At 61.2% G+C, this 19,671-nt stretch carries 17 protein-coding genes and 1 riboswitch; of the genes, 7 read left to right on the top strand and 10 right to left on the bottom strand.

From position 1 onward, the window contains the following. Position 1 precedes the first annotated feature (1 nt). The 6 genes from GBEM_RS06830 to moaA form a co-directional block, all read right to left on the bottom strand. Positions 2-1,978 (bottom strand): (Fe-S)-binding protein, encoded by a 1,977-nt coding sequence (locus GBEM_RS06830; RefSeq protein ID WP_012529789.1) that lies wholly within the window; start codon positions 1,976-1,978, stop codon positions 2-4. Positions 1,979-2,199: 221 nt separating this feature from the next. Continuing rightward, positions 2,200-3,558 carry an electron transfer flavoprotein subunit alpha gene (locus GBEM_RS06825; RefSeq protein WP_012529788.1) on the bottom strand — a complete coding sequence of 453 codons (1,359 nt, stop codon included), beginning with the start codon at positions 3,556-3,558 and terminating at the stop codon, positions 2,200-2,202. Positions 3,559-3,637: 79 nt separating this feature from the next. Further along, positions 3,638-4,450, bottom strand: coding sequence for an electron transfer flavoprotein subunit beta/FixA family protein (locus GBEM_RS06820; RefSeq protein WP_012529787.1), 813 nt, complete (start codon positions 4,448-4,450; stop codon positions 3,638-3,640). 107 nt (positions 4,451-4,557) lie between these two features. Continuing rightward, entirely contained in the window at positions 4,558-4,746 is a 189-nt protein-coding gene (locus GBEM_RS06815; protein WP_012529786.1) for a hypothetical protein, read from the bottom strand. A 41-nt stretch (positions 4,747-4,787) separates the two neighbouring features. Continuing rightward, positions 4,788-5,219 (bottom strand): MOSC domain-containing protein, encoded by a 432-nt coding sequence (locus tag GBEM_RS06810; RefSeq protein ID WP_012529785.1) that lies wholly within the window; start codon positions 5,217-5,219, stop codon positions 4,788-4,790. 149 nt (positions 5,220-5,368) lie between these two features. Then, on the bottom strand, positions 5,369-6,349 hold the full coding sequence (gene moaA, locus GBEM_RS06805; protein ID WP_012529784.1) for a GTP 3',8-cyclase MoaA: 981 nt from the start codon (positions 6,347-6,349) through the stop codon (positions 5,369-5,371). A gap of 511 nt (positions 6,350-6,860) precedes the next feature. Between moaA and GBEM_RS06800 the strand changes: the two genes are divergently transcribed. From GBEM_RS06800 to moaC, 6 genes are all read left to right on the top strand, one after another. Next, entirely contained in the window at positions 6,861-8,024 is a 1,164-nt protein-coding gene (locus GBEM_RS06800; protein WP_012529783.1) for an iron-containing alcohol dehydrogenase, read from the top strand. Positions 8,025-8,069: 45 nt separating this feature from the next. Further along, positions 8,070-8,191: riboswitch (molybdenum cofactor riboswitch) on the top strand. 30 nt (positions 8,192-8,221) lie between these two features. Continuing rightward, entirely contained in the window at positions 8,222-9,952 is a 1,731-nt protein-coding gene (locus GBEM_RS06795; RefSeq protein WP_012529782.1) for an aldehyde ferredoxin oxidoreductase family protein, read from the top strand. Positions 9,953-10,029: 77 nt separating this feature from the next. Beyond that, a complete protein-coding gene (locus tag GBEM_RS06790) occupies positions 10,030-10,254 on the top strand; it encodes a MoaD/ThiS family protein (RefSeq protein WP_012529781.1) in 225 nt (74 codons plus the stop codon). 1 nt (position 10,255) lies between these two features. Next, complete coding sequence (locus GBEM_RS06785) at positions 10,256-11,110, top strand: HesA/MoeB/ThiF family protein (protein ID WP_012529780.1); 855 nt, start codon at positions 10,256-10,258, stop codon at positions 11,108-11,110. Positions 11,111-11,421: 311 nt separating this feature from the next. Then, positions 11,422-12,645 (top strand): molybdopterin molybdotransferase MoeA, encoded by a 1,224-nt coding sequence (locus GBEM_RS06780; protein WP_012529779.1) that lies wholly within the window; start codon positions 11,422-11,424, stop codon positions 12,643-12,645. Between the two features lie 23 nt (positions 12,646-12,668). Continuing rightward, positions 12,669-13,145, top strand: a complete 477-nt coding sequence (moaC, locus tag GBEM_RS06775) for a cyclic pyranopterin monophosphate synthase MoaC (RefSeq protein ID WP_012529778.1) — start codon at positions 12,669-12,671, stop codon at positions 13,143-13,145. A 464-nt stretch (positions 13,146-13,609) separates the two neighbouring features. Here the strand turns inward: moaC and GBEM_RS06770 are convergent, their stop codons facing one another. From GBEM_RS06770 to GBEM_RS06755, 4 genes are all read right to left on the bottom strand, one after another. Next, entirely contained in the window at positions 13,610-14,746 is a 1,137-nt protein-coding gene (locus tag GBEM_RS06770; RefSeq protein WP_012528777.1) for an IS481-like element ISGebe1 family transposase, read from the bottom strand. 118 nt (positions 14,747-14,864) lie between these two features. Further along, positions 14,865-16,262 carry an adenosylhomocysteinase gene (gene ahcY / locus GBEM_RS06765; RefSeq protein ID WP_012529777.1) on the bottom strand — a complete coding sequence of 466 codons (1,398 nt, stop codon included), beginning with the start codon at positions 16,260-16,262 and terminating at the stop codon, positions 14,865-14,867. Between the two features lie 92 nt (positions 16,263-16,354). After that, positions 16,355-17,272, bottom strand: a complete 918-nt coding sequence (locus GBEM_RS06760) for an ArsR/SmtB family transcription factor (RefSeq protein WP_012529776.1) — start codon at positions 17,270-17,272, stop codon at positions 16,355-16,357. A 201-nt stretch (positions 17,273-17,473) separates the two neighbouring features. Further along, on the bottom strand, positions 17,474-18,565 hold the full coding sequence (locus GBEM_RS06755; RefSeq protein WP_012529775.1) for an NAD(P)H-dependent flavin oxidoreductase: 1,092 nt from the start codon (positions 18,563-18,565) through the stop codon (positions 17,474-17,476). A gap of 145 nt (positions 18,566-18,710) precedes the next feature. On the opposite strand from GBEM_RS06755, the gene GBEM_RS06750 reads away from it, so the two are divergent. Further along, positions 18,711-19,667 carry a sensor histidine kinase gene (locus GBEM_RS06750; RefSeq protein WP_085950327.1) on the top strand — a complete coding sequence of 319 codons (957 nt, stop codon included), beginning with the start codon at positions 18,711-18,713 and terminating at the stop codon, positions 19,665-19,667. Positions 19,668-19,671 lie beyond the last annotated feature (4 nt).

The following is a 19,671-nucleotide window of genomic DNA, read 5'->3' as shown; positions in this document are numbered from 1 at the left end:
TCTAAGCCCTACCTTTCAATCCCTCTGCAACGATTTCCGCGATGTCCTTCACCTTGGTCTGCCCGCTGGCGCGGTCCTTGAGGCCGTCTTCCATCATGGTCATGCAGTACGGGCAGGTGACGCAGATGGTGCCGGGGGATCCGGCCAGCGCCTCGTTGACGCGGTTCAGGTTGATCCTCTCCCCCAGGTGCTCTTCAAGCCACATGCGGCCGCCGCCGGCGCCGCAGCAGAAGGAATTCTCGCGGTTTCTCGGCATCTCCGCGGGGGCGGTACCGGTCGCCTGGGCGATGACCTTACGCGGCGCCTCGTAGACGCCGTTATGGCGCCCGAGGTAGCAGGAGTCGTGGAAGACGATGTTCCCGCCCGTGGCCTCGTGCATATCAAGCTGCAACTTCCCTTCCCCCAGCAACTGCTCGATCAGCTCGGCGTGCGGGATGACCTCCAGTTCCAGGCCGTACTGCCGGTAATCGTTTTTGAGGGTGCTGAAGCAGTGCGGACACTGGGTGATCACCTTGGTCACCTTCTTCTCCTGGAACATGGCCACGTTCTCGCGCGCCATCTTGTCGAAGACATATTCGTTACCCAGCCTGCGCACGCTGTCGCCGCAGCACTTCTCTTCCTTGCCGAGGATTCCCCAGGAAATGCCAGCGGCGTCGAGGATCCGCGCCATGGAAAGGGTCACCTGCTTGGCGCGGGAGTCGAAGGAGCCGGCGCAGCCGACGTAGAAGAGGTATTCGGTCTGGCCCGCCTCGAACGGTTTTACTTCGTGGCCGCCGACCCATTTGCCGCGGTCGCCGGGGGCGATCCCCCACGGGTTGGAGCGCTGTTCCATGTTCTCGAAGAGGTTCAAAAGCTCCTCGGGGAAATCCGCCTCCATCTGGACCAGGTGCCGGCGCATCTTGTTGATCTTGGGCATCTGCTCGATGAAGACCGGGCAGGCGTTAAGGCAGGCGCCGCAGGTGGTGCAGGACCAGAGGGCGTCGACTTCCACGCTCCCCTCCCCTTCCCCGATCACCGGAACCGTCGCCACGCCGCCGCGCTGCAGCTGCGCGCCGTTGGCCAGGAGGTTCACCTTGATGTCATGCATTACAAGGCGCGGGTTGAGCGGTTTCCCTGTAGCGGCCGCGGGACAGGCGTTTTCGCAGCGGCCGCACTCGGTGCAGGAGAAGGAATCGAAGAGGTCCTTCCAGGTGAAGTTTTCGATGCTCCCTGCGCCGTAGACGTTTCCTTCGGCGAACTCCTCCCGCGCCTGGGTGTTGGGCGTACCGAGCCCCTTGAAGTAGCAGTTGGGGATGGCGGCGAGGATGTGCATGTGCTTGCTGTAGGGGAGGTAGTTGAGGAAGAATAGAAGCACCCCGGCGTGGAGCCACCAGGAAGCTACCCCCACGGTGCCGAGCGTTGCCGGGCTCAGGCTGGAGAGAGCGGCGGCGAGCAACGAGGAAAGCGGCATGACGTGAGCCGCGGGCTCGTGGCCCAGAGCGATCTCCGCGGCATGAAAGCCGAAATAGGCCAGCATCAGCGTCCCGATCATGGAAAGGATGGCGAACGCTTCACCAGTGCGCGCCCCTTTGTACGGCGGGGCTACCGCTCGGCGGACCAGGGCGATGACGACGGCGCCCAGGGCGAAGAGCGAGACCAGGTCGAACGCAAACAGTAGCGGCTGGTAGAGCGCCGCCGGGAGCAGCAGGGAAAGCTTCGCCGCCGGAAAGACGCCGCAGATGAGGAATTCCGTATTGGCCACGGCCAGGATCAGGAAGGACCAGAAGATGAACACGTGGTTGACGCCGAAGGGACGCTTCACCACCCTCTTTTGCAAGAAGGCGTAGACGAACATCGCCTGCAACCGGTCCCAGGTGTTGGAGAAGCGGTCCTCGGCGGCGCCGACGGTGACCAGGCTGAAACGGCGGTAGCAGCTCCAAAGGAAGATGGTGCAGGCCGCAGCCAGAAGCGGCGTAAAGATAACAGGATCAGGTTGCATAGTAATATCCCTTCTCGAAGTTAAGTCCCCTCTCCCTCCGGGAGAGGGTCAGGGTGAGGGCGGTGCTCACGCTTACGCCGGGGCGAATCCCTCATCCGCCCCTCCGGGGCACCTTCTCCCAGAGGGAGAAGGGATGGACGGGCCATGTCGTGCTGTTAAAGTCCCCTCTCCCTCTGGGAGAGGGTTAGGGTGAGGGCAGCGCCCCAACCGGGTTACCCCCCTTACGCCGCCTCGACGTCCCGGTCGGCGGGCTGGCCGCCCGGGTTCTTCGCGGCCTTCAGCTCGCGCAGCGTGGCGGTGATGGCGGGGACGACCTCGAACAGGTCGCCCACGATGCCGTAGCTCGCCACCTCGAAGATGGGGGCTTCCTTGTCACGGTTAATAGCGATGATGAGATCGGAGTCCTGCATCCCCACCAGATGCTGAATGGCGCCGGAGATGCCGCAGGCTATGTAGATCTTCGGGCGCACCGTCTTACCGGTCTGTCCCACCTGCCGGTCGCCCGGCATCCAACCCGCGTCTACCGCGCTGCGGGATGCACCGACCACGCCTCCGAGTTCATCGGCAAGCTCCTGCAGGATGGCAAAGTTCTCCTTGGCCATCATGCCGCGCCCGCCGGAGACGATGAATTCAGCCCCGGCGATGTCGACGTGCCCCGCCTTGCTGTCGCGGATCACCTGCAGCACCTTGGTGAAGACGTCGGACTCACTTAAGGGGAAGGAAGCATGGACGATCTTGCCGCTGCGGCCGGCCGTCTGCGCGGGCATCGGCATCACGTGGGAGCGCACCGTCGCCATCTGGGGACGGAAGCGGTCGCACATGATGGTCGCCATGATGTTGCCGCCGAAGGCAGGGCGGGTCTGCATCAGGTTCCGTTTGGGGTCGATATCGAGGCCGGTGCAGTCGGCGGTGAGCCCCGTCTTCACCCGGGTCGCCACAGCGCCTGCCAGATCGCGCCCCATGCCGGTCGCGCCCATGAGGACGATCTCCGGTTTGTAGCGCTCGATCAGGTGGCAAAGCGCGTCGAGGTACGGGTAAGTGCGGTAGTACTCCAGCACGGGCTGGTCCAGTAGGTACGCCTTATCGGCGCCATAGGTGAAGGCCTCATGGCAGAGGTGCTCCACCTTGTGCCCCATGACCACGGCGCAGAGCTCCACGCCGAGCTTCGCGGCGAGTTCCTTCCCCTTCCCCATCAGTTCCCAGGAGACACGGGCCGCTTCGCCTTCAGTCTGCTCCACGAAGACCCAGACGCCTTGGTAACCGGCAACGTACTCGCGTCGCGCCAGCTCCTCCGGGTCCGCCTCGTCCTCGGCAAGGTCCTGCTGCCCGGCGAGAGCCGCCAGGATCTCCAGCTCTTCCTTGGTGTAGAAGATCTCCAGGGCGGAGCCCGGGCAGGCCTTCACGCACTTAAGGCAGCCGATGCACTTGGAGAGTTCTATTTGCGGCTCACCCGCATCGCTCATCTGGATGCCGTCTACCGGACAGCTGCTCTGGCAGCGCGCGCCACAGGCGATGCATTTGCCCTCTAGGAGCCGAACCTTCCCGCGCGGCTTCTTCAGTTTAGGTTTTGCCTCACTCATCATTCTCCCCACTTTCGGTCACGTCCATCACATCCACCAAGTCCATGGCGTCCATTCAGTCCACAAGGTTTGTTAGTGACTACACCGCCAGCATGTCCCTGGCCAAAAGCCGCTCCACCAGGAGGCGCGCGGTCCCCTTCGGGTCGTTCAGGCCGTCGCCGAGCATCTCGCCCTTGCTCCGCTCGGGAGAGAAGATCCTGCTCACCCAGGTCGGCGACCCCTTGAGCCCGATGCTGTTGGGATCGAGCTTCAGCTCGCTGTTGTCCCAGACCCTCACCTCGCCCTTGGAAGCCTTCAGGCGCATCGGCACCGTTGGGTAGCGGGGGCGGTTCAGTTCGCGCACCACGGTGATCATGGCGGGGAGTTTCGCTTCCACGATCTCGTAGCGCCCTTCCAGCTTGCGCCTGACCCTGATCTTCTTTGCCAGGAAATCCAGGTGCTCGATGCGGTCCACCAGGGTAAGCTGCGAAAAACCGAGCCGTATCGCAATGCCCGGGCCGACCTGCGCGGTATCCCCGTCAATGGTCTGCTTGCCGCAGAACACGATCCCCACCTCATCGTCCTGCGCCAGCTTGCTGATGGCGGCAGCGAGGACGTTGCTGGTGGAAAGGGTATCGGCGCCGCCGAAGGCGCGGTCGGAAAGGAGGATGGCTTCGTCCACGCCGAGCGCGAGCGCCTTTCTGAGGGCCGCTTCCGCGTTGGGCGGGCCCATGGAGAGAGCCGCGGCCTTGAAGCCGTAGCGTCCCTTCATGCGCAGGCTCTCCTCCAGCGCGTGCGTATCGTAGGGGTTGATGATGAAGGGGATACCGTCGCGCACCAGCGTGTTGGTCACCGGATCGATCTGCACCTGGGTAGTGTCCGGAACCTGTTTAATGCAAGCAACCACGTACATGGGCTAAAACCTCTCTCTCCAGTTAACTTTTATCTGCTCTCAGCCACGTCCATCGGGTCCACCAGGTCCATAGAGTCCATGTGGTCCACCAAAGCTTTTAGTGGCCGTTACTGCTCCAGCGGCGCTTCCATGCGCTTGGAAATCTCCCACTGCTCCTTGAACAGGGCGAATGCCTCGCGCATGATGGAAGAAGCTTTCTTCCCCTTGCTGTCCATCAGCTGCTGAATGGCGTCCCTCTCGTCGTCGCTCATGCGGATCGAGATGATGTTGGCTTTCTTCTGGCTCCGGTCCTTCATACACTCCCCCTTGCTTGCTGCTTCCTTTTTTATGCTGCCTGTTACAGCAGCTCGATCTCGTCTGAGGGTCTTACCACTCCGCCGCTCACCACCGTGGCGAATACCCCTTCCTTAGGCATGACGCAATCGCCGGCCTGGTAGAAGATGGCGCAGCGGGTATGGCAGACCTTTCCGATCTGGGAAATCTCCAGCACCACCGGGCCTATGGCCAGCCGCGAGCCGATCGGGAGGTTGACCAGATCCACTCCGCGGGTGGTTATGTTCTCCGCGAAGTCGCCGGGCCCCACGGAGAGCCCCAGCGAGACCATCTTATCGATGCTCTCCTGGGCCAGGAGGCTCACCTGGCGGTGCCAATCGCCAGCATGGGCGTCACCGATGATGCCGAAGTTTTCCCGGACATGCACCGACTCCATCGGAGTCTTTTTCTCCCCTTTGCTCTTGCTCACGCTTACCGCGACTATCGAACCGGACATATCTCTTTCCTCCGTAATCCCTGTCCCTGATCCAGGTGCTGAAGGCTTGTTCGCTGTTCCCAACCCCTAGCCCCTAGCCCCTAGCCCCTAGCCCCTAGCCCCTGGCCCCTAGCCCCCAGCCCCCAGCCCCTGCAGTTCCAGCCCCTGCTTCACCCACCGATGCGGGACATGTTGACCGTTATCTTCTCCGCTTCCGGCTCGGCAATGTGATGCCGCCCCGGCTTGTGCGTCACGATGCGCCGGATCTCTTCCTGCAGCCGGTAGGGATCGAGGCTCTGCAGCAGCGGTTTGAGATCGACACCCTGGTCGGAGAAGAGGCAGCCGCGCATCCTGCCGGCGGCGGTGACCCGGATCCTGTTGCAGCTCTCGCAGAAGTGCCCGGAAACCGGGGTGATGATCCCGATGGCCCCGGCCGCGCCCTCTATCTTGAAGTTGCGGGCCGGTCCCGCCATCTCTGCACCCACCATGGGGAGGAGCGGATAGCGCTCGGCGATCCGCGCGAGGATCTCGCTCCCCGGCATGCTTTGCGCGTTCCACCCCTCGTCCTGCAGGGTCGGCATGTACTCTATGAAGCGCACCGTGTACGGCTTTTCGATGCTGAGGGCGGCGAAGTCCAGGATCTCGTCGTCGTTAACCCCGCGCATCACTACCATGTTTATTTTGAGGTTCGCGAAACCCGCCTTTTCTGCTGCCTCTATCCCGGAGAGCACCCGCTTCAGGTCCGCCCCACGGGTGATGCGGGCGAAGACCTCGGGCCTGAGCGAATCGAGGCTGATGTTGAGCCGCGCCACCCCGGCGCGCTTTAAGGGCTGGGCCATCTCCTCCAGTTGCAGTCCGTTGGTGGTCAGCACCAGCTCCTTCAAGCCAGGCACCCTCGCCAGACGCTCCAAGAAAGGCACGATTCCCTTCCTCACCAGCGGTTCCCCGCCGGTCACCCGGATCTTCTCTATCCCCTGTGCGATGCAGGCGCCGGCTACCCGGTAGAGCTCTTCGTAGCTCAGCATCTCTTTATGCTCGAGCTTCTCCACGCCTTGCGCCGGCATGCAGTAGCTGCAGCGCATGTTGCAGCGGTCGGTGACCGAGAGTCTCAAATAGTTTATGCGCCTGCCGTAGGCATCGATCAGTGCCATGCCGCAACTCCCAAATTCTTAATAAAGGGATCCGCCTCGTGTACTGCCTGTTTGTATACAAAGGCAATATCGATACCAACTGCGACAAAACGTCGGACAAAAGTGCGGCGTCATGGGGAGATGAGGCACTAACATAGTGAATACATGAGGAACAAAGGTTTTTCGCGCTGCTGCAGGGGAGCTTTCGAGGCAGGGATGAGATGATGTATCGCTGACCAAAACAGACGTACCACAACGGAGCAATCGCTCCATAATGGAACACGACCTTTGTTCCTTTTCAGAACGAGCCCCAAAACGGGGGGGAGAAGTCGTGTAAACATGGTGTGCGTTAAGTATACGGTATCTGACAAAAAAATAACAGATGCCGAAAAAAATGCGACTCTGGCAGATTCTGGTATGGGGTTTGCGATAACCTAGAAAACCGTTTTAGGACAGTGTATGCAACTTGGACCTACGCAATGGTTAAACAACCGGGCTTGAAATCCGGACACAACAACAGGGGGAAAGACAAATGGCATTAGGAGAGCAGACGTACGGTTTCTACATTCCGACAGTATCACTGATGGGTATTGGTTCCGCTAAAGAGACCGGTGGCCAGATCAAGGCACTGGGCGCATCCAAGGCGCTGATCGTTACCGACAAAGGCCTCTCGGCCATGGGCGTTGCCGACAAGATCAAATCCCAGGTTGAAGAGGCCGGTGTTTCCGCAGTCATCTTCGACGGCGCAGAGCCCAACCCGACCGACATCAACGTGCACGACGGCGTGAAGGTGTACCAGGACAACGGCTGTGACGCGATCATCTCCCTGGGCGGCGGTTCCTCCCATGACTGCGCTAAAGGCATCGGCATGGTCATCGGCAACGGCGGCCACATCCGCGATCTCGAAGGCGTGAACAAGACCACCAAGCCGATGCCGGCATTCGTGGCCATCAACACCACCGCAGGCACCGCGTCCGAAATGACCCGTTTCTGCATCATCACCAACACCGACACCCACGTGAAGATGGCGATCGTCGACTGGCGCTGCACCCCGAACGTCGCGATCAACGACCCGCTGCTCATGGTCGGCAAGCCGGCGGCACTGACCGCGGCAACCGGCATGGACGCACTGACCCACGCCGTCGAGGCGTACGTGTCCACCATCGCTACCCCGATCACCGACGCTTGCGCCATCAAGGCAATCGAGCTGATCGCCGAGTTCCTCTCCAAGGCAGTTGCCAACGGCGAAGACCTCGAGGCGCGCGACAAGATGGCTTACGCCGAGTACCTGGCCGGCATGGCGTTCAACAACGCATCGCTTGGCTACGTTCACTCCATGGCTCACCAGCTGGGCGGCTTCTACAACCTGCCGCACGGCGTCTGCAACGCCATCCTGCTCCCGGCCGTCAGCCAGTACAACCTGATCGCTTGCCCGAAGCGTTTCGCCGACATCGCGAAAGCCCTCGGCGAGAACATCGACGGCCTCTCCGTGACCGAAGCAGGCCAGAAGGCAATCGACAGGATCCGCACCCTCTCCGCTTCCATCGGCATCCCGACCGGCCTCAAGGCCCTCAACGTCAAGGAAGCCGACCTCACCATCATGGCTGAGAACGCGAAGAAGGACGCTTGCCAGTTCACCAACCCGCGCAAGGCAACCCTTGAGCAGGTCGTCCAGATCTTCAAGGACGCAATGTAAGAACCAGCAGCATAGCAGCAAAGCTCCCCTCCCCCTGGCGGGGGAGGGGTTTTGAATCTCCGAGCCATGCGCCGCCTAAAAGGGACCACCCTCACGGAGCCAGGCCAACGGGTTTCGCTGGAAACGGCGGAGCCTCCCTCTTGGAAAGGAGCGCCGGCACCGATGCCGGAAACTAATTAAAAGGGAGCTTGAAAAGCATGGATAAGATTTTTCGCGTCAACATGACCGACCTCACCACGAAGATCGAAGAAGTTCCGGCAGCCTGGGCGGGCCTGGGCGGCCGCGCCCTGACCTCCACCATCGTGGCCGCTGAAGTACCGCCGACCTGTCATGCGCTCTCCGCGCAGAACGTCCTCTGCTTCGCACCGGGCCTTCTGACCGGCACCGCCGCAGCCAACTCCGGCCGCCTCTCCGCAGGCGCCAAGAGCCCCCTCACCGGCGGCATCAAGGAGTCCAACGCCGGCGGCACCGCCGCGCAGATGCTGGCTAAACTCGGCATCAAGGCCCTCATCATCGAAGGCGCTCCGAAATCCGGCACCTGGTACAACCTCTCCGTAGGCATCAACGGCGTCACCATCAACGAAGAGAAGGAACTCTTAGGCGTCGGCAACTTCGCCGTCATCGACGCAGTGGAGCAGCGCCTGGGCAAGAAGACCGGCGTCCTCACCATCGGCATCGCCGGTGAACTGAAGATGACCGCGGCAAACATCTCTGTTAAGGACCCGGACAGCAAGATCCGCAGCCACGGCCGTGGCGGCCTGGGCGCAGTCATGGGCTCCAAGCAGATCAAATTCATCTCCATCGACGGTGAAGGCTCCAAACCCGTGACCATAGCAGATCCGGAGAAATTCAAGACCGCGGCAAGGGCGTTCTCCAAGGCGCTTCTCGACCACCCGGTCTCCGGCGAAGGCCTGCCGACCTACGGCACCAACGTCCTCGTCAACATCCTCAACGAAGCAGGCGGTCTTCCGACCAGGAACTTCACCACCGGCCAGTTCGAAGGGCACGACAAGATTTCCGGCGAGACCATGCACGACACCATCGCGGCACGCGGCGGCAAGGTGAAGCACGGCTGCCATGCAGGCTGCATCATCCAGTGCTCGCAGGTCTATAACGACAAGGACGGCAAGTACGTCACCTCCGGCTTTGAGTACGAGACCATCTGGGGCCTGGGCGCTGACTGCTGCATCGACAACCTGGACGACATCGCCCGCGCCGACAACCTGATGGACGACATCGGGATCGACTCCATCGAGACCGCCGTCATGTTCGGCGTCGCCATGGAAGCCGGCATCCTCAACTGGGGCGATTCCAAGGAAATGCTCCGCCTGTTGACCGAAGAGATCGGCAAAGGGACTGCCCTGGGCCGCATCCTCGGCGGCGGCGCCGGCTCCGTCGGCCGTACCTACGGCGTCACCCGCGTCCCGGTGGTCAAGAACCAGGCGATCCCGGCCTACGACCCGCGCTCCGTCAAGGGTATCGGCATCACCTACGCGACCAGCACCATGGGCGCCGACCACACCTCCGGCTACACCATCGCCACCAACATCCTGAACGTCGGCGGCTACGTCGATCCGCTCAAGAAGGACGGCCAAGTAGAACTCTCTCGCAACCTGCAGATCGCGACCGCTGCGGTCGACTCCACCGGCATGTGCATCTTCGTGGCCTTCCCGGCTCTCGACATACCGGAGTGCCTCCCGGCCCTGATCGACATGATCAACGCCCGCTTCGGCATCGCCCTTACCGGCGACGACGTCACCAACCTGGGCAAGCATGTCCTGAAGCTTGAGCGCAAGTTCAACCAGGAAGCAGGGCTCACCAACGTGCACGACCGCCTCCCGGACTTCTTCAAGAACGAGCCGGTGGCGCCGCACAATGCGGTGTGGGACTTCACCGACGCAGAGATCGACGAGTTCTGGAACTTCTAATAACCGCTCCACTCCCCGGCGTGACCAAAAGTCACGCCGGGCTTTTTCGTTTATACACACGAATTCGCAGGTGCCACATGCTGATCACGCTCAAGCTTTTCGCGACATTTAGAAACGGCAGGTTCAAGGTGGCAGAGCAGGAACTCCCCGAAGGGACCGACGTGCGGGCGGTAGTGCTGAGCCTCGGACTCACCGAGGAGGAGATCGGCATCGTCATGCTGAACGGCAGGCACGGGGAACTCGACTCCAAACTCTCCGACCACGACACCCTTTCACTGTTTCCATTGGTAGGAGGAGGCTAACATGCTCAAAGCTGTCACCTTTCTCAAGGAATCCACCCAAGCGGGGATGCTCTCCTGGAGCGCGCAGAGCCAGGCCGTGGCCCGGTTCGGCCTGAGGTACCACGAGGTCGAGGCGCTGGCCCTGGAAAACGGGATCTTCCCGGCACGCTACCAGCGCAACCGGAACATGATCTCGATCGAGGAGCAGCTGAAGCTTTTCCGTAGCCGCGTGGCGGTGATCGGCTGCGGGGGGCTCGGAGGGTACGTCATCGAAGAGCTGGCCCGCATCGGCGTCGGCCATATCGTGGCCATTGACCCCGATATCTTCGAGGAGCACAACCTGAACCGCCAGATCCTTTCCACCCCGGCGACGCTCGGCAAGGCCAAGGTTGAGGCCGCCGTCGACCGTGTGGCCGAGATCAACCCCGCCGTCACGGTTACCCCCATCAAGGACTACTTCTGCCTCGCCAACGGCTCCGAGCAACTGGCCGGCGCCATGGTAGCGGTCGATGCCCTCGACAGCATCCCCTACCGGTTGGAACTGGCAGAATTTTGCACCGTGGCAGGGATACCGATGGTCCACGGCGCCATCGGCGGCTGGTACGGCCACGTGGCGACCCAGCTTCCCGGCGACACCACGGTGCAGAGCATCTACCGCCACTGGGTAGCGGGAAAAGGTATCGAGCAGCAATTGGGAAACCCCGCCTTCACCCCGGCCGTGGTGGCGAGCCTGGAGGTGGCCGAGGCCTGCAAGATCCTCCTCGGCAAAGGGGAGCTTTTGCGCGACCGCAAGTTGAGCATCGACCTGCTGGAGATGGAGGTTCACGAGATCTCCTACCCGAAGGTGCCCCCGGTCGAACTGGTCGTCGCGGCATAATGCGGCGCGGGCTGCATAACCTGGCCGGGGGCAACCGGTCAAAGTCCCCCCTCCCCTTGCGGGAGGCTCTTCCGGGATTTGCGGGGATAACAGCCCCCCCTCCCTAGACGGGAGGGGGACGGGGGGTGGGTGAAGTCGCAAAGTATGGAAACGATGGCACCTTACCCCACCCCCTAACCCCCTCCCGCAAGGTGAGGGGGGACCAAGAGCGACGTTCCCGTGATTTCCCGTGATTTCCCGGAGGAGCCTTGAGGGAGAGGGAGAGCTGGAAATAGGCGCGAACTCCGCCTGAGAGAAACGCGAGGTATCAAATGCCAAGCTTTGAAGAAGCACGCGATATCATCCTGGCCAACGTGCACCCCCTGGGAGAAGAGATGGTTCCCCTCCTGGAGGCCGTGGGCCGGGTGGTGAAACGGGACGTCGTCGCCCCCTGGGACCTGCCTCAGTTCGACAATTCCGCCATGGACGGCTTCGCCGTTCGCGCCGCTAATTGCAGCAAGGTTCCGGCGGAGCTTAGCGTCACAGGGTTCCTGCCGGCCGGCGGTGACGGGCCGGCCGCACTAGAGACAGGGTGCGCGGTACGCATCATGACCGGCGCCCCTATTCCCCCAGGATGCAACGCGGTGGTCCCCATTGAAGAAACCGAGGAGATGGGCGACCGTGTGGTGATCCGGCAGAAAGTGCAGCCGCGGCAACACATCCGGCATCAAGGTTCCGACGTCGCGGCGGGAGCGCCGATCCTGGAGGCCGGCACCACGGTACGCCCCGCCGAAATCGGCATGCTGGCGGCCATGGGGCAGGCGCTGGTCCCGGTCCACAGAAAGGTCCGCGTGGCGATACTTTCCACAGGCGACGAGCTGATTGAATTGGGCGAAGCCCCGTCCCCCGGGCGGGTGATAAACTCCAACGCCCTCTCGCTTGCCGCCGCCGTGCGCGAGGCGGGAGCCGAGCCGGTGCTGCTGGGGATCGCCAGGGACGACATCGAGAGCCACCGGGAGAAGATACAGCAGGGGTTCCGGTTCGACGCCCTGATCACCTCGGCCGGAGTATCGGCTGGAGACCGCGACCTGGTCCGGGAAGTTCTGGCAGAGCTCGGGGCGCAGGAGCAGTTCTGGAAGGTCGCCATGAAGCCCGGCGGCCCGACCGCATTCGCCCTCCAGGATGGAAGGCCCGTCTTCTCGCTTCCCGGCAACCCCGTGTCCACCATGATCACCTTCGAACTGCTGGTCAAACCCGCGCTCTTGAAGATGATGGGCTACCGGAAGGTGGTGCGCCCGTTCATGAAGGGGATACTGGCGGAGGATGCCCACAAGAAGGAAGGAAAGACCCACTTCATCCGGGTCACCGTCAAGAAGAGGCATGGCCGCTACGTCGCCTACTGCGCCGGAGACCAGCACACCGCAATACTGAGCACCATGACCAGGTGCGACGGGCTCGCCGCCCTCCCCTCCGAGGCCACCTTCGTCCCGGCAGGAAGCGAGGTCGATCTGGTCCTCTTGAGGGACGTGGAGCTGGTGCCGGAAACCACCTCGTAGCCGCAGGCGAAACAGGAGAAACCATGTTCAACCACTTCGACGAGCAGGGACAGGCCATCATGGTCGACGTGAGCGGCAAAACCTGCACGCTCAGGACCGCGACCGCACAGGCCCGGGTGCTGCTGAAACCGGCAACCCTGGCCGCCATCCTGGAAGGCTCGGTCGCCAAGGGGGACGTTTTGGGCGTCGCCCGCCTGGCCGGCATCGCCGCGGCCAAGAAGACCCCCGACCTGATCCCCCTCTCCCACCCGCTGGCGATCCACCACGCCGCCATAGAGTTCCGGCACGACCCGGCCACAGGCGAGTTGAGGATAGAGGCGACGGTTCGGGCCTTCGAGCGGACCGGCGTCGAGATGGAGGCGATGACAGCCGCCTCGGTCGCGGCGCTCACCGTGTACGACATGTGCAAGGGGAGCGACAAGTCGATAGCGATAGCGGAAGTGGTGCTGATGTTCAAGGAAGGGGGCAAGAGCGGGACCTACCGTCGCGGCGAGTCGTAGAGCCGGGGGAATCCATTCTCTTTTTGCTATATACCTTTTCCTGAATATGAGTTATAGTGCTCGCATCTCAGGAGGTGAACCCGAACATGAACGAACTATTGATGCTGGTCGGCTTCTTTGTTTTCTGGGTAGTGCTGCAGCGCTACATCCTCCCCAAGCTTGGGGTCCAGACTTGAATGTCGCCATCGTGCGCCCCCGGGGACCGGGGGAAAAAAGAGAAGAAAGAGCAGGAAAACTGAGAAAGGGCGCCGGTTGAAAACCAGGCGCCCTTTCCTTTTGCGTGTGATGTTTAGCTTAAAGCTGAAGCTTGGGAAACAGGGAATGAGGTCCCCCTCCCCTTGCGGGAGGGGCTAGGGGTGGGGGAGGATGCCACCACCTGCGACATTGGCGACTTCACCCACCCCCCTGCCCCCTCCCGTCTGTATGGACCGGGGTCAAGGTTTACAGTTGTTCGGGGACATGGTTTACACTTTTTGTTCTTTGAGATCGACTTCTGCGATTTTCTGGCTGCAGAAATAAACGCCATATTCGCCATCGCGTATGGTTGGCCGAAATGCCACCGGCTGCCCCCTGAGCGCCTTCGCGAGGCGCACACATCGGCCTTTGAATGACACCTTACCCTCGGCCTGGACCTTTCGGATCTCGTCGTCTGGGGCGTACTGAATCTCGGGCAGTATTTCTGAGTAAGTCCGCCGGCTAGGCTTATAACGCGTCATCGGAGTTTCCATACCTAGTGATTCGTGTGGGCGCTCCAAGTTGTAGCAATGCCTGAAGGTGTCGAATCTAAGCTGGCAGTCAGCTAGGTCTTCGAAGACTCTTCCAGCGATTGCTTCTGCAACCAGAGTTCTGTGAAACCGCTCGTCCTTACCCTGTGTTTGAGGATGATAGGGGCGAGAGTGGCTGACCCGTATCTCGTTTCTGATAAGCCAGACCGTTAATGGCGTAAGGTCGTTGTATTGATCGTTACCCCATGGGCTGCCATTGTCCATGGTCATTCGATATGGCAATCCATATTGCCTGAATGCCTCAATCAAAGCAGCTTTAACCGTTTCTGTTCGCTCATTGGCACAGGCTACAAGCACCACACTAAACCGGGAATGGTCATCCAGAACAGTCAACGGATGACAGCGACCATGATGCTTCATCGGAATACTGCCCTTGAAATCCATCTGCCATAGGTCGTTTGGGTATGGGTGCTCGAACCGTTGGAAAGCAGTATGTTTATCTGACTCAGCTGGATCAATGCAGCCGTTGCGGCGCAAGATTGCTGTTATGGTCGAAGGTACAGGCACCCCCTGATGCCCAAGTTTTTCAAGACGCTTACGTAGCTTACGTGCTCCCCAAGCCTGATGTTCTTCGCGAAGCTTGAGAATAGCATCTTCGGTCGCAGTGACCGTCTTATGTGGACAGGTCAGTGGCTTGCGAGATAAGTCAATTAGGCCTTCGACGCCGGTTTCAAGGAACCTGCTAATCCATTTGTAGCCGGTCGGACGGCTGATGTTAAAGCGTTTGCAAAGGAAGGCTATGTTGCTGCCTTCCTGCAACGCCAAATGAACGAACTCGAATCTCAGGGTCATAGTATCCACCGGTCGCCAAGGCATGGTCTCCCTCCTCCGAGGAAAGGTCATTCTTGGCAAAAGTGTTAACTATGTCCCCGAACATTTGTAAACCATGTCCCCAGTCTATACACCGTCAAGGGAGGGGGAGTCTATCCGCGTTTTAGTAGCGGTAGTGCTCCGACTTGTACGGCCCGTCCTTCTTCACGCCGATGTAGTCAGCCTGAGCGTCGGTGAGCTCGGTGAGCATGGCGCCCAGTGTCTTCAGCTGCAGGCGCGCCACCTTCTCGTCCAGTTCCTTCGGAAGGGTGTAGACGCCGACCGGGTACTTGCCGGGGTTGCAGAAGATCTCCATCTGCGCCAGGGTCTGGTTGGCGAAGGAGGAGGACATGACGTAGGAGGGGTGGCCGGTGGCGCAACCGAGGTTGACCAGACGCCCTTCCGCCAGGAGGATGATGCGCTTGCCGTCCGGGAAGATGATGTGATCCACCTGCGGCTTGATGTTCTCCCACTGGTACTGCTTCAGTTTCGCGACCTCGATTTCGTTGTCGAAGTGGCCGATGTTGCAGACGATGGCGTTGTGCTTCATCGCCTTCATGTGGTCATGGGTGATGACGTCGATGTTGCCGGTGGTGGTCACGAAGATGTCCGCCTTGTCGGCGGCCCATTCCATGGTCACGACCTTGTAGCCTTCCATCGCCGCCTGGAGCGCGCAGATCGGGTCGACCTCGGTCACCCAAACCTGGGCCTGCAGCCCGCGCATCGCCTGGGAGCAACCCTTGCCCACGTCGCCGTAGCCGCAGATGACCGCGACCTTGCCCGCCACCATGACGTCGGTGGCGCGCTTGATCCCGTCCATGAGGGACTCGCGGCAGCCGTAGATGTTGTCGAACTTGGACTTGGTCACCGAGTCGTTGACGTTGATGGCCGGGAACTTGAGCGTCCCTTTCTCGTGCATCTGGTACAGGCGGTGCACGCCGGTGGTGGTTTCCTCGGTGACGCCCTTGATGCTGGCCGCGGTCTTCGAGTACCAGCCGGGGTTTGTCTCCAGGCGCTTCTTGATGGCGGCGAAGAGGAACTGCTCCTCCTCGCAGGTGGGGTTGGCGATGACGGAGGGGTTCTTCTCCGCGTCGCTTCCCAGGTGCAGCAGCAAGGTGGCGTCGCCGCCGTCGTCGAGGATCATGTTGGGGGCGCCGCCGTCGTGCCACTCAAAGATCTTGTGGGTGTAATCCCAGTACTCCGCCAGCGTCTCGCCCTTGTGCGCGAAGACCGGGATCCCTGCAGCCGCGATGGCCGCAGCCGCGTGATCCTGGGTAGAGAAGATGTTGCAGGAAGCCCAGCGGACCTCGGCGCCCAGAGCGGTGAGGGTCTCGATCAGCATTGCGGTCTGTATGGTCATGTGCAGCGAGCCTGCGATGCGCGCCCCTTTGAGCGGCTGGCTCGCGGCGTACTCCTCGCGGATCGCCATGAGGCCCGGCATTTCGGTCTCGGCGATGATCATCTCTTTGCGGCCCCAGGCCGCCAGCGACATGTCCTTTACGATGTAATCGTTTTCTTTCATCGATGCTTCTCCTTTTGGTGGGTTATCTGCAACAATTCGTCATTTAAGGGGGACAGGCTACTTTTTCGTTTGAAAAAGTAGCCTGTCCCCTTTTATTCCTTTACCGCCTTTACCAGCAGGACGGGTTCTTGCCCGGCCCCGGCGGCTATCCGCTCTATCTCTACCGCGCCGAAACCGGCTGCGGCGATCCAACCCTTCAGTTCTTCTTCCTCGAAACCCAGCCACTGATCCGCCAACTGCTCGCGAGCCCATTCCCGCTCATGGCGTGCCAGGTCAGCCATGACCAGCGCCCCGCCGGGCTGGAGCACCCGCTGAATCTCACCCAGTACTGTCATAGGATCGGCGGCATGGTGCAGCACCATGTTTGCTATGACACACCCCGCCCCGCCGTCGGCTATGGGGAGATGCGTCATCTCGCCCAGCCGCAGCTCGGCTCCCTGGTTTCCGCCGCTGGTGATGCGCTGGCGCGCCTCTTCGAGCATGGCCGGCGAATGATCCACGCCGATAACCTTTGCTGCATGCAAGCATAATTCGGGCAAGAGCGCGCCGGTGCCGACGCCGATCTCAAGCACGGTTTCCACGGCAGGAATCCGGCCCAGCAGACGGTCGAGGTAGGGCGGAACCGGCAGCAGCGTGCGCGACAGGACATCCCACTGCGCCGCGTGCTGGTCGAAAAACTCAAGGCTGCGCCTGCGCCTTGCCTCCAGGGCCAGCGCCACCGCCGCGAGATCGTCGTTTCGCTCAGGAAGCCGCTCCAACTCCAGCTCGAACTGGGGACGGATGGCGCAGAAAAAGGCGTTTCCCTCTCCCGCCCGGTAGTAGCTCCAGGTTCCCTGGCGCTTGACCGACAGGACCCCCGCCTCGGTGAGGATCTTCAGGTGCCGCGAGATGCGCGACTGCCCCATGCCGAGGATCTGGGTCAGCTCCTGCACCGTGAGTTCGGCGCGCAGAAGCGCCCCCACCAGACGGAGGCGGCAAGGATCAGCCAGAGCTTTTAGTAAATCGATCATGTCCATCAACCCTGACGGTTCTATTAAATCAAGTTTTCTTGATATAGCATATGCAAGGACCGGCATCAAGCGCAAAGATGAATTATTTAGCTCCAATTTTCCTTCACCCCAAAAAAGATCCCCCTGCGGCTCAATGGCGACAGGGGGATCTTGATTATCAGTCGGTTATCGCGGCAGGACTGCCGCTGCTACTTGGCCGTGTTACGCGGCTTCCTCGTGAGAGACGGCGCCGGTTTCGGCGAACAGTTCGTCGAAAATCTCCTGCACGGTCTCGATGCGGTTCGCCTTGTAGGCGTTGGTGCCGCAGAAGATCAGGCCGCTGTCGACCTCGCCGCGCTGCGCACGGTCCAGGGACCTGACGATGCAGAACCGCTCGCCGCTTTCCTTGTAGGAGCACTTCTTGAGACAGCCGTGGCTGCAGGAGGAACCCCGGTCCCGGTCATAGTCGATGATCCCCTGCTGGTTGGTGAGAATGGCGCGCCCCGGAAGACCTGCCGGACTCATGATGAGACCGATGTCCTCCTTCTTGCAATCCAGATAGGCCTGCTTGAAGGCGTCCTCAGCGTCGCACTCCACGGTGGTCACGAAGCGGCTCGCCATCTGCACCCCGTCCGCCCCTTCGGCAAGGGCGTGCAGCACATCGGCGCGGTCCCAGATCCCGCCGGCGGCGATGATGGGGATGTCGAGGTTGTACTCGGTACGGAAGAACTCCTTTACGCCGCGCACGGTCTCGTACTGGTCGTAATCGCCGTTGCCGATGTTCTCTATCTTTTCACCCAGGTGGCCGCCGGCGGTGTCGGGATCCTCTACTACCACGGCATCCGGGAGTCGGTTGTAGGCCTTGTCCCATTTTTTGGCGATCAACTGCGCGGCGCGCACGGAGGATACGATAGGCACCAGCGCCACGTCGGGAGCGTGCGCGGTCAGTCCCGGCAAGGTCAAGGGGAGTCCCGCCCCGCAGACGAGCACCTTGGCGCCACCTTCGACGGCGGCAACGACCAGTTCCTCGAAGTCGGTGAGGGCGACCATGACGTTCACGCCGACGATGCCGTCGGGCGCAATCTCATAGGCCTTGCGCAGTTCCTCTTTGAGAGCGAGGGAGCTGTTCTTGAGATAGTTAGAACCGTTGAAAAACTCGCTGTTCAAGACGATGCCGGGTGAAGCGACAAGGCCGACCCCTCCGCACTTGGCTACGTGCCCTGCGAGAGATCCTGCCGAAATGCGCACTCCCATGCCGCCCTGAATGAGCGGGTAGCGTGCCTCGTGTTTTCCTATGCGTAACGGTTTAAACATGTCTTCCCTCCTGATCTGGAACTGTCACGTTTACACATTAACAGAGAACGGTGTTTGCCTTTGTAATAGTAATGTAAAACGAAGCCCCTCCCCTCCAATGAGATACCCCTTGCAAAAACGGATCTGCGATGCTACAGGTGGGTGCATGAAATCGCAAAGAAAACTCTCCAACCCGTTGATTGCACTGATAGGAATCCAGTTGATCTGGGTGGTCATGGTCATCTCCTGGGTCTACTGGTTCGTGGGCCGCAACAAGGAATTCCGCCAGTTGGCGCTGCGCTACAAGCCGGAGCTCGTGGCCCAAGGGGTGGAGTGGCTGGTACTGGTCGAGGGACTTTTGATGCTGGTCGCCGTCCTGGTCGGCGTCTACGTCATCTTCCTGTACTGGCGTCGCCAGGCGAAGCTCTACCTGCAGCAGCGCAATTACATCTCGCAACTCACCCACGAGCTCAAGTCACCGCTGACCTCGATCCAGCTCCACCTGGAGACGGTGAAGCTCAGGAATCTCCCCAAGGACAAGCTGGACGGGTTCATCGACACCATGCTCTCGGACACGGACCGGCTCAACGTGCTCACCAGCAACCTGCTGATGGCAACGAGGATCGAGTTCCGCCAGCTGGGAGAAAAGGCCAAGAAGATCGACTTCTCCGAGTTCGTCACTGAGTACCTGGAAGGGAAACGGGCGGAGTTGCCGGAGGGAGGGCGCCTCACACTCGAGGTCGAGAAAGGGATCTCGGCGGTCATCGACGTCGAAGGGATGGAGATGGCGCTTCGCAACCTTTTGGAAAACGCCCTGCTCTACTCGCCGGTATCCCCGGAAATCCGGGTTTCGCTGCGAAAAAGCGGCAAGCAGTGCCTGCTCGACTTCCAGGACAACGGCAAAGGGCTAAAGAAGAACGAGCTGAACAAGATCTTCGAGATGTTCTACCGGGTGCGCACCCCCGGCGAAAACATCCGCGGGACCGGCCTTGGCCTCTATATCGTGAAGTCGGTGGTTAATGCCCACGGCGGCAGGATCACCGTCAGCAGCGAGGGGCTCGGCAAGGGGTGCACCTTCCACATCGCGCTGCCGCTACCCGGCGGCCAGCAGCAACGAGGTTAGCGGC

This window comes from Citrifermentans bemidjiense Bem, assembly GCF_000020725.1.
GTDB classification, from domain to species: Bacteria; Desulfobacterota; Desulfuromonadia; order Geobacterales; family Geobacteraceae; genus Geomonas; species Geomonas bemidjiensis.
Note: the sequence above shows the minus strand (reverse complement) of the source record. Positions and strands in the feature narration are given on the sequence as shown.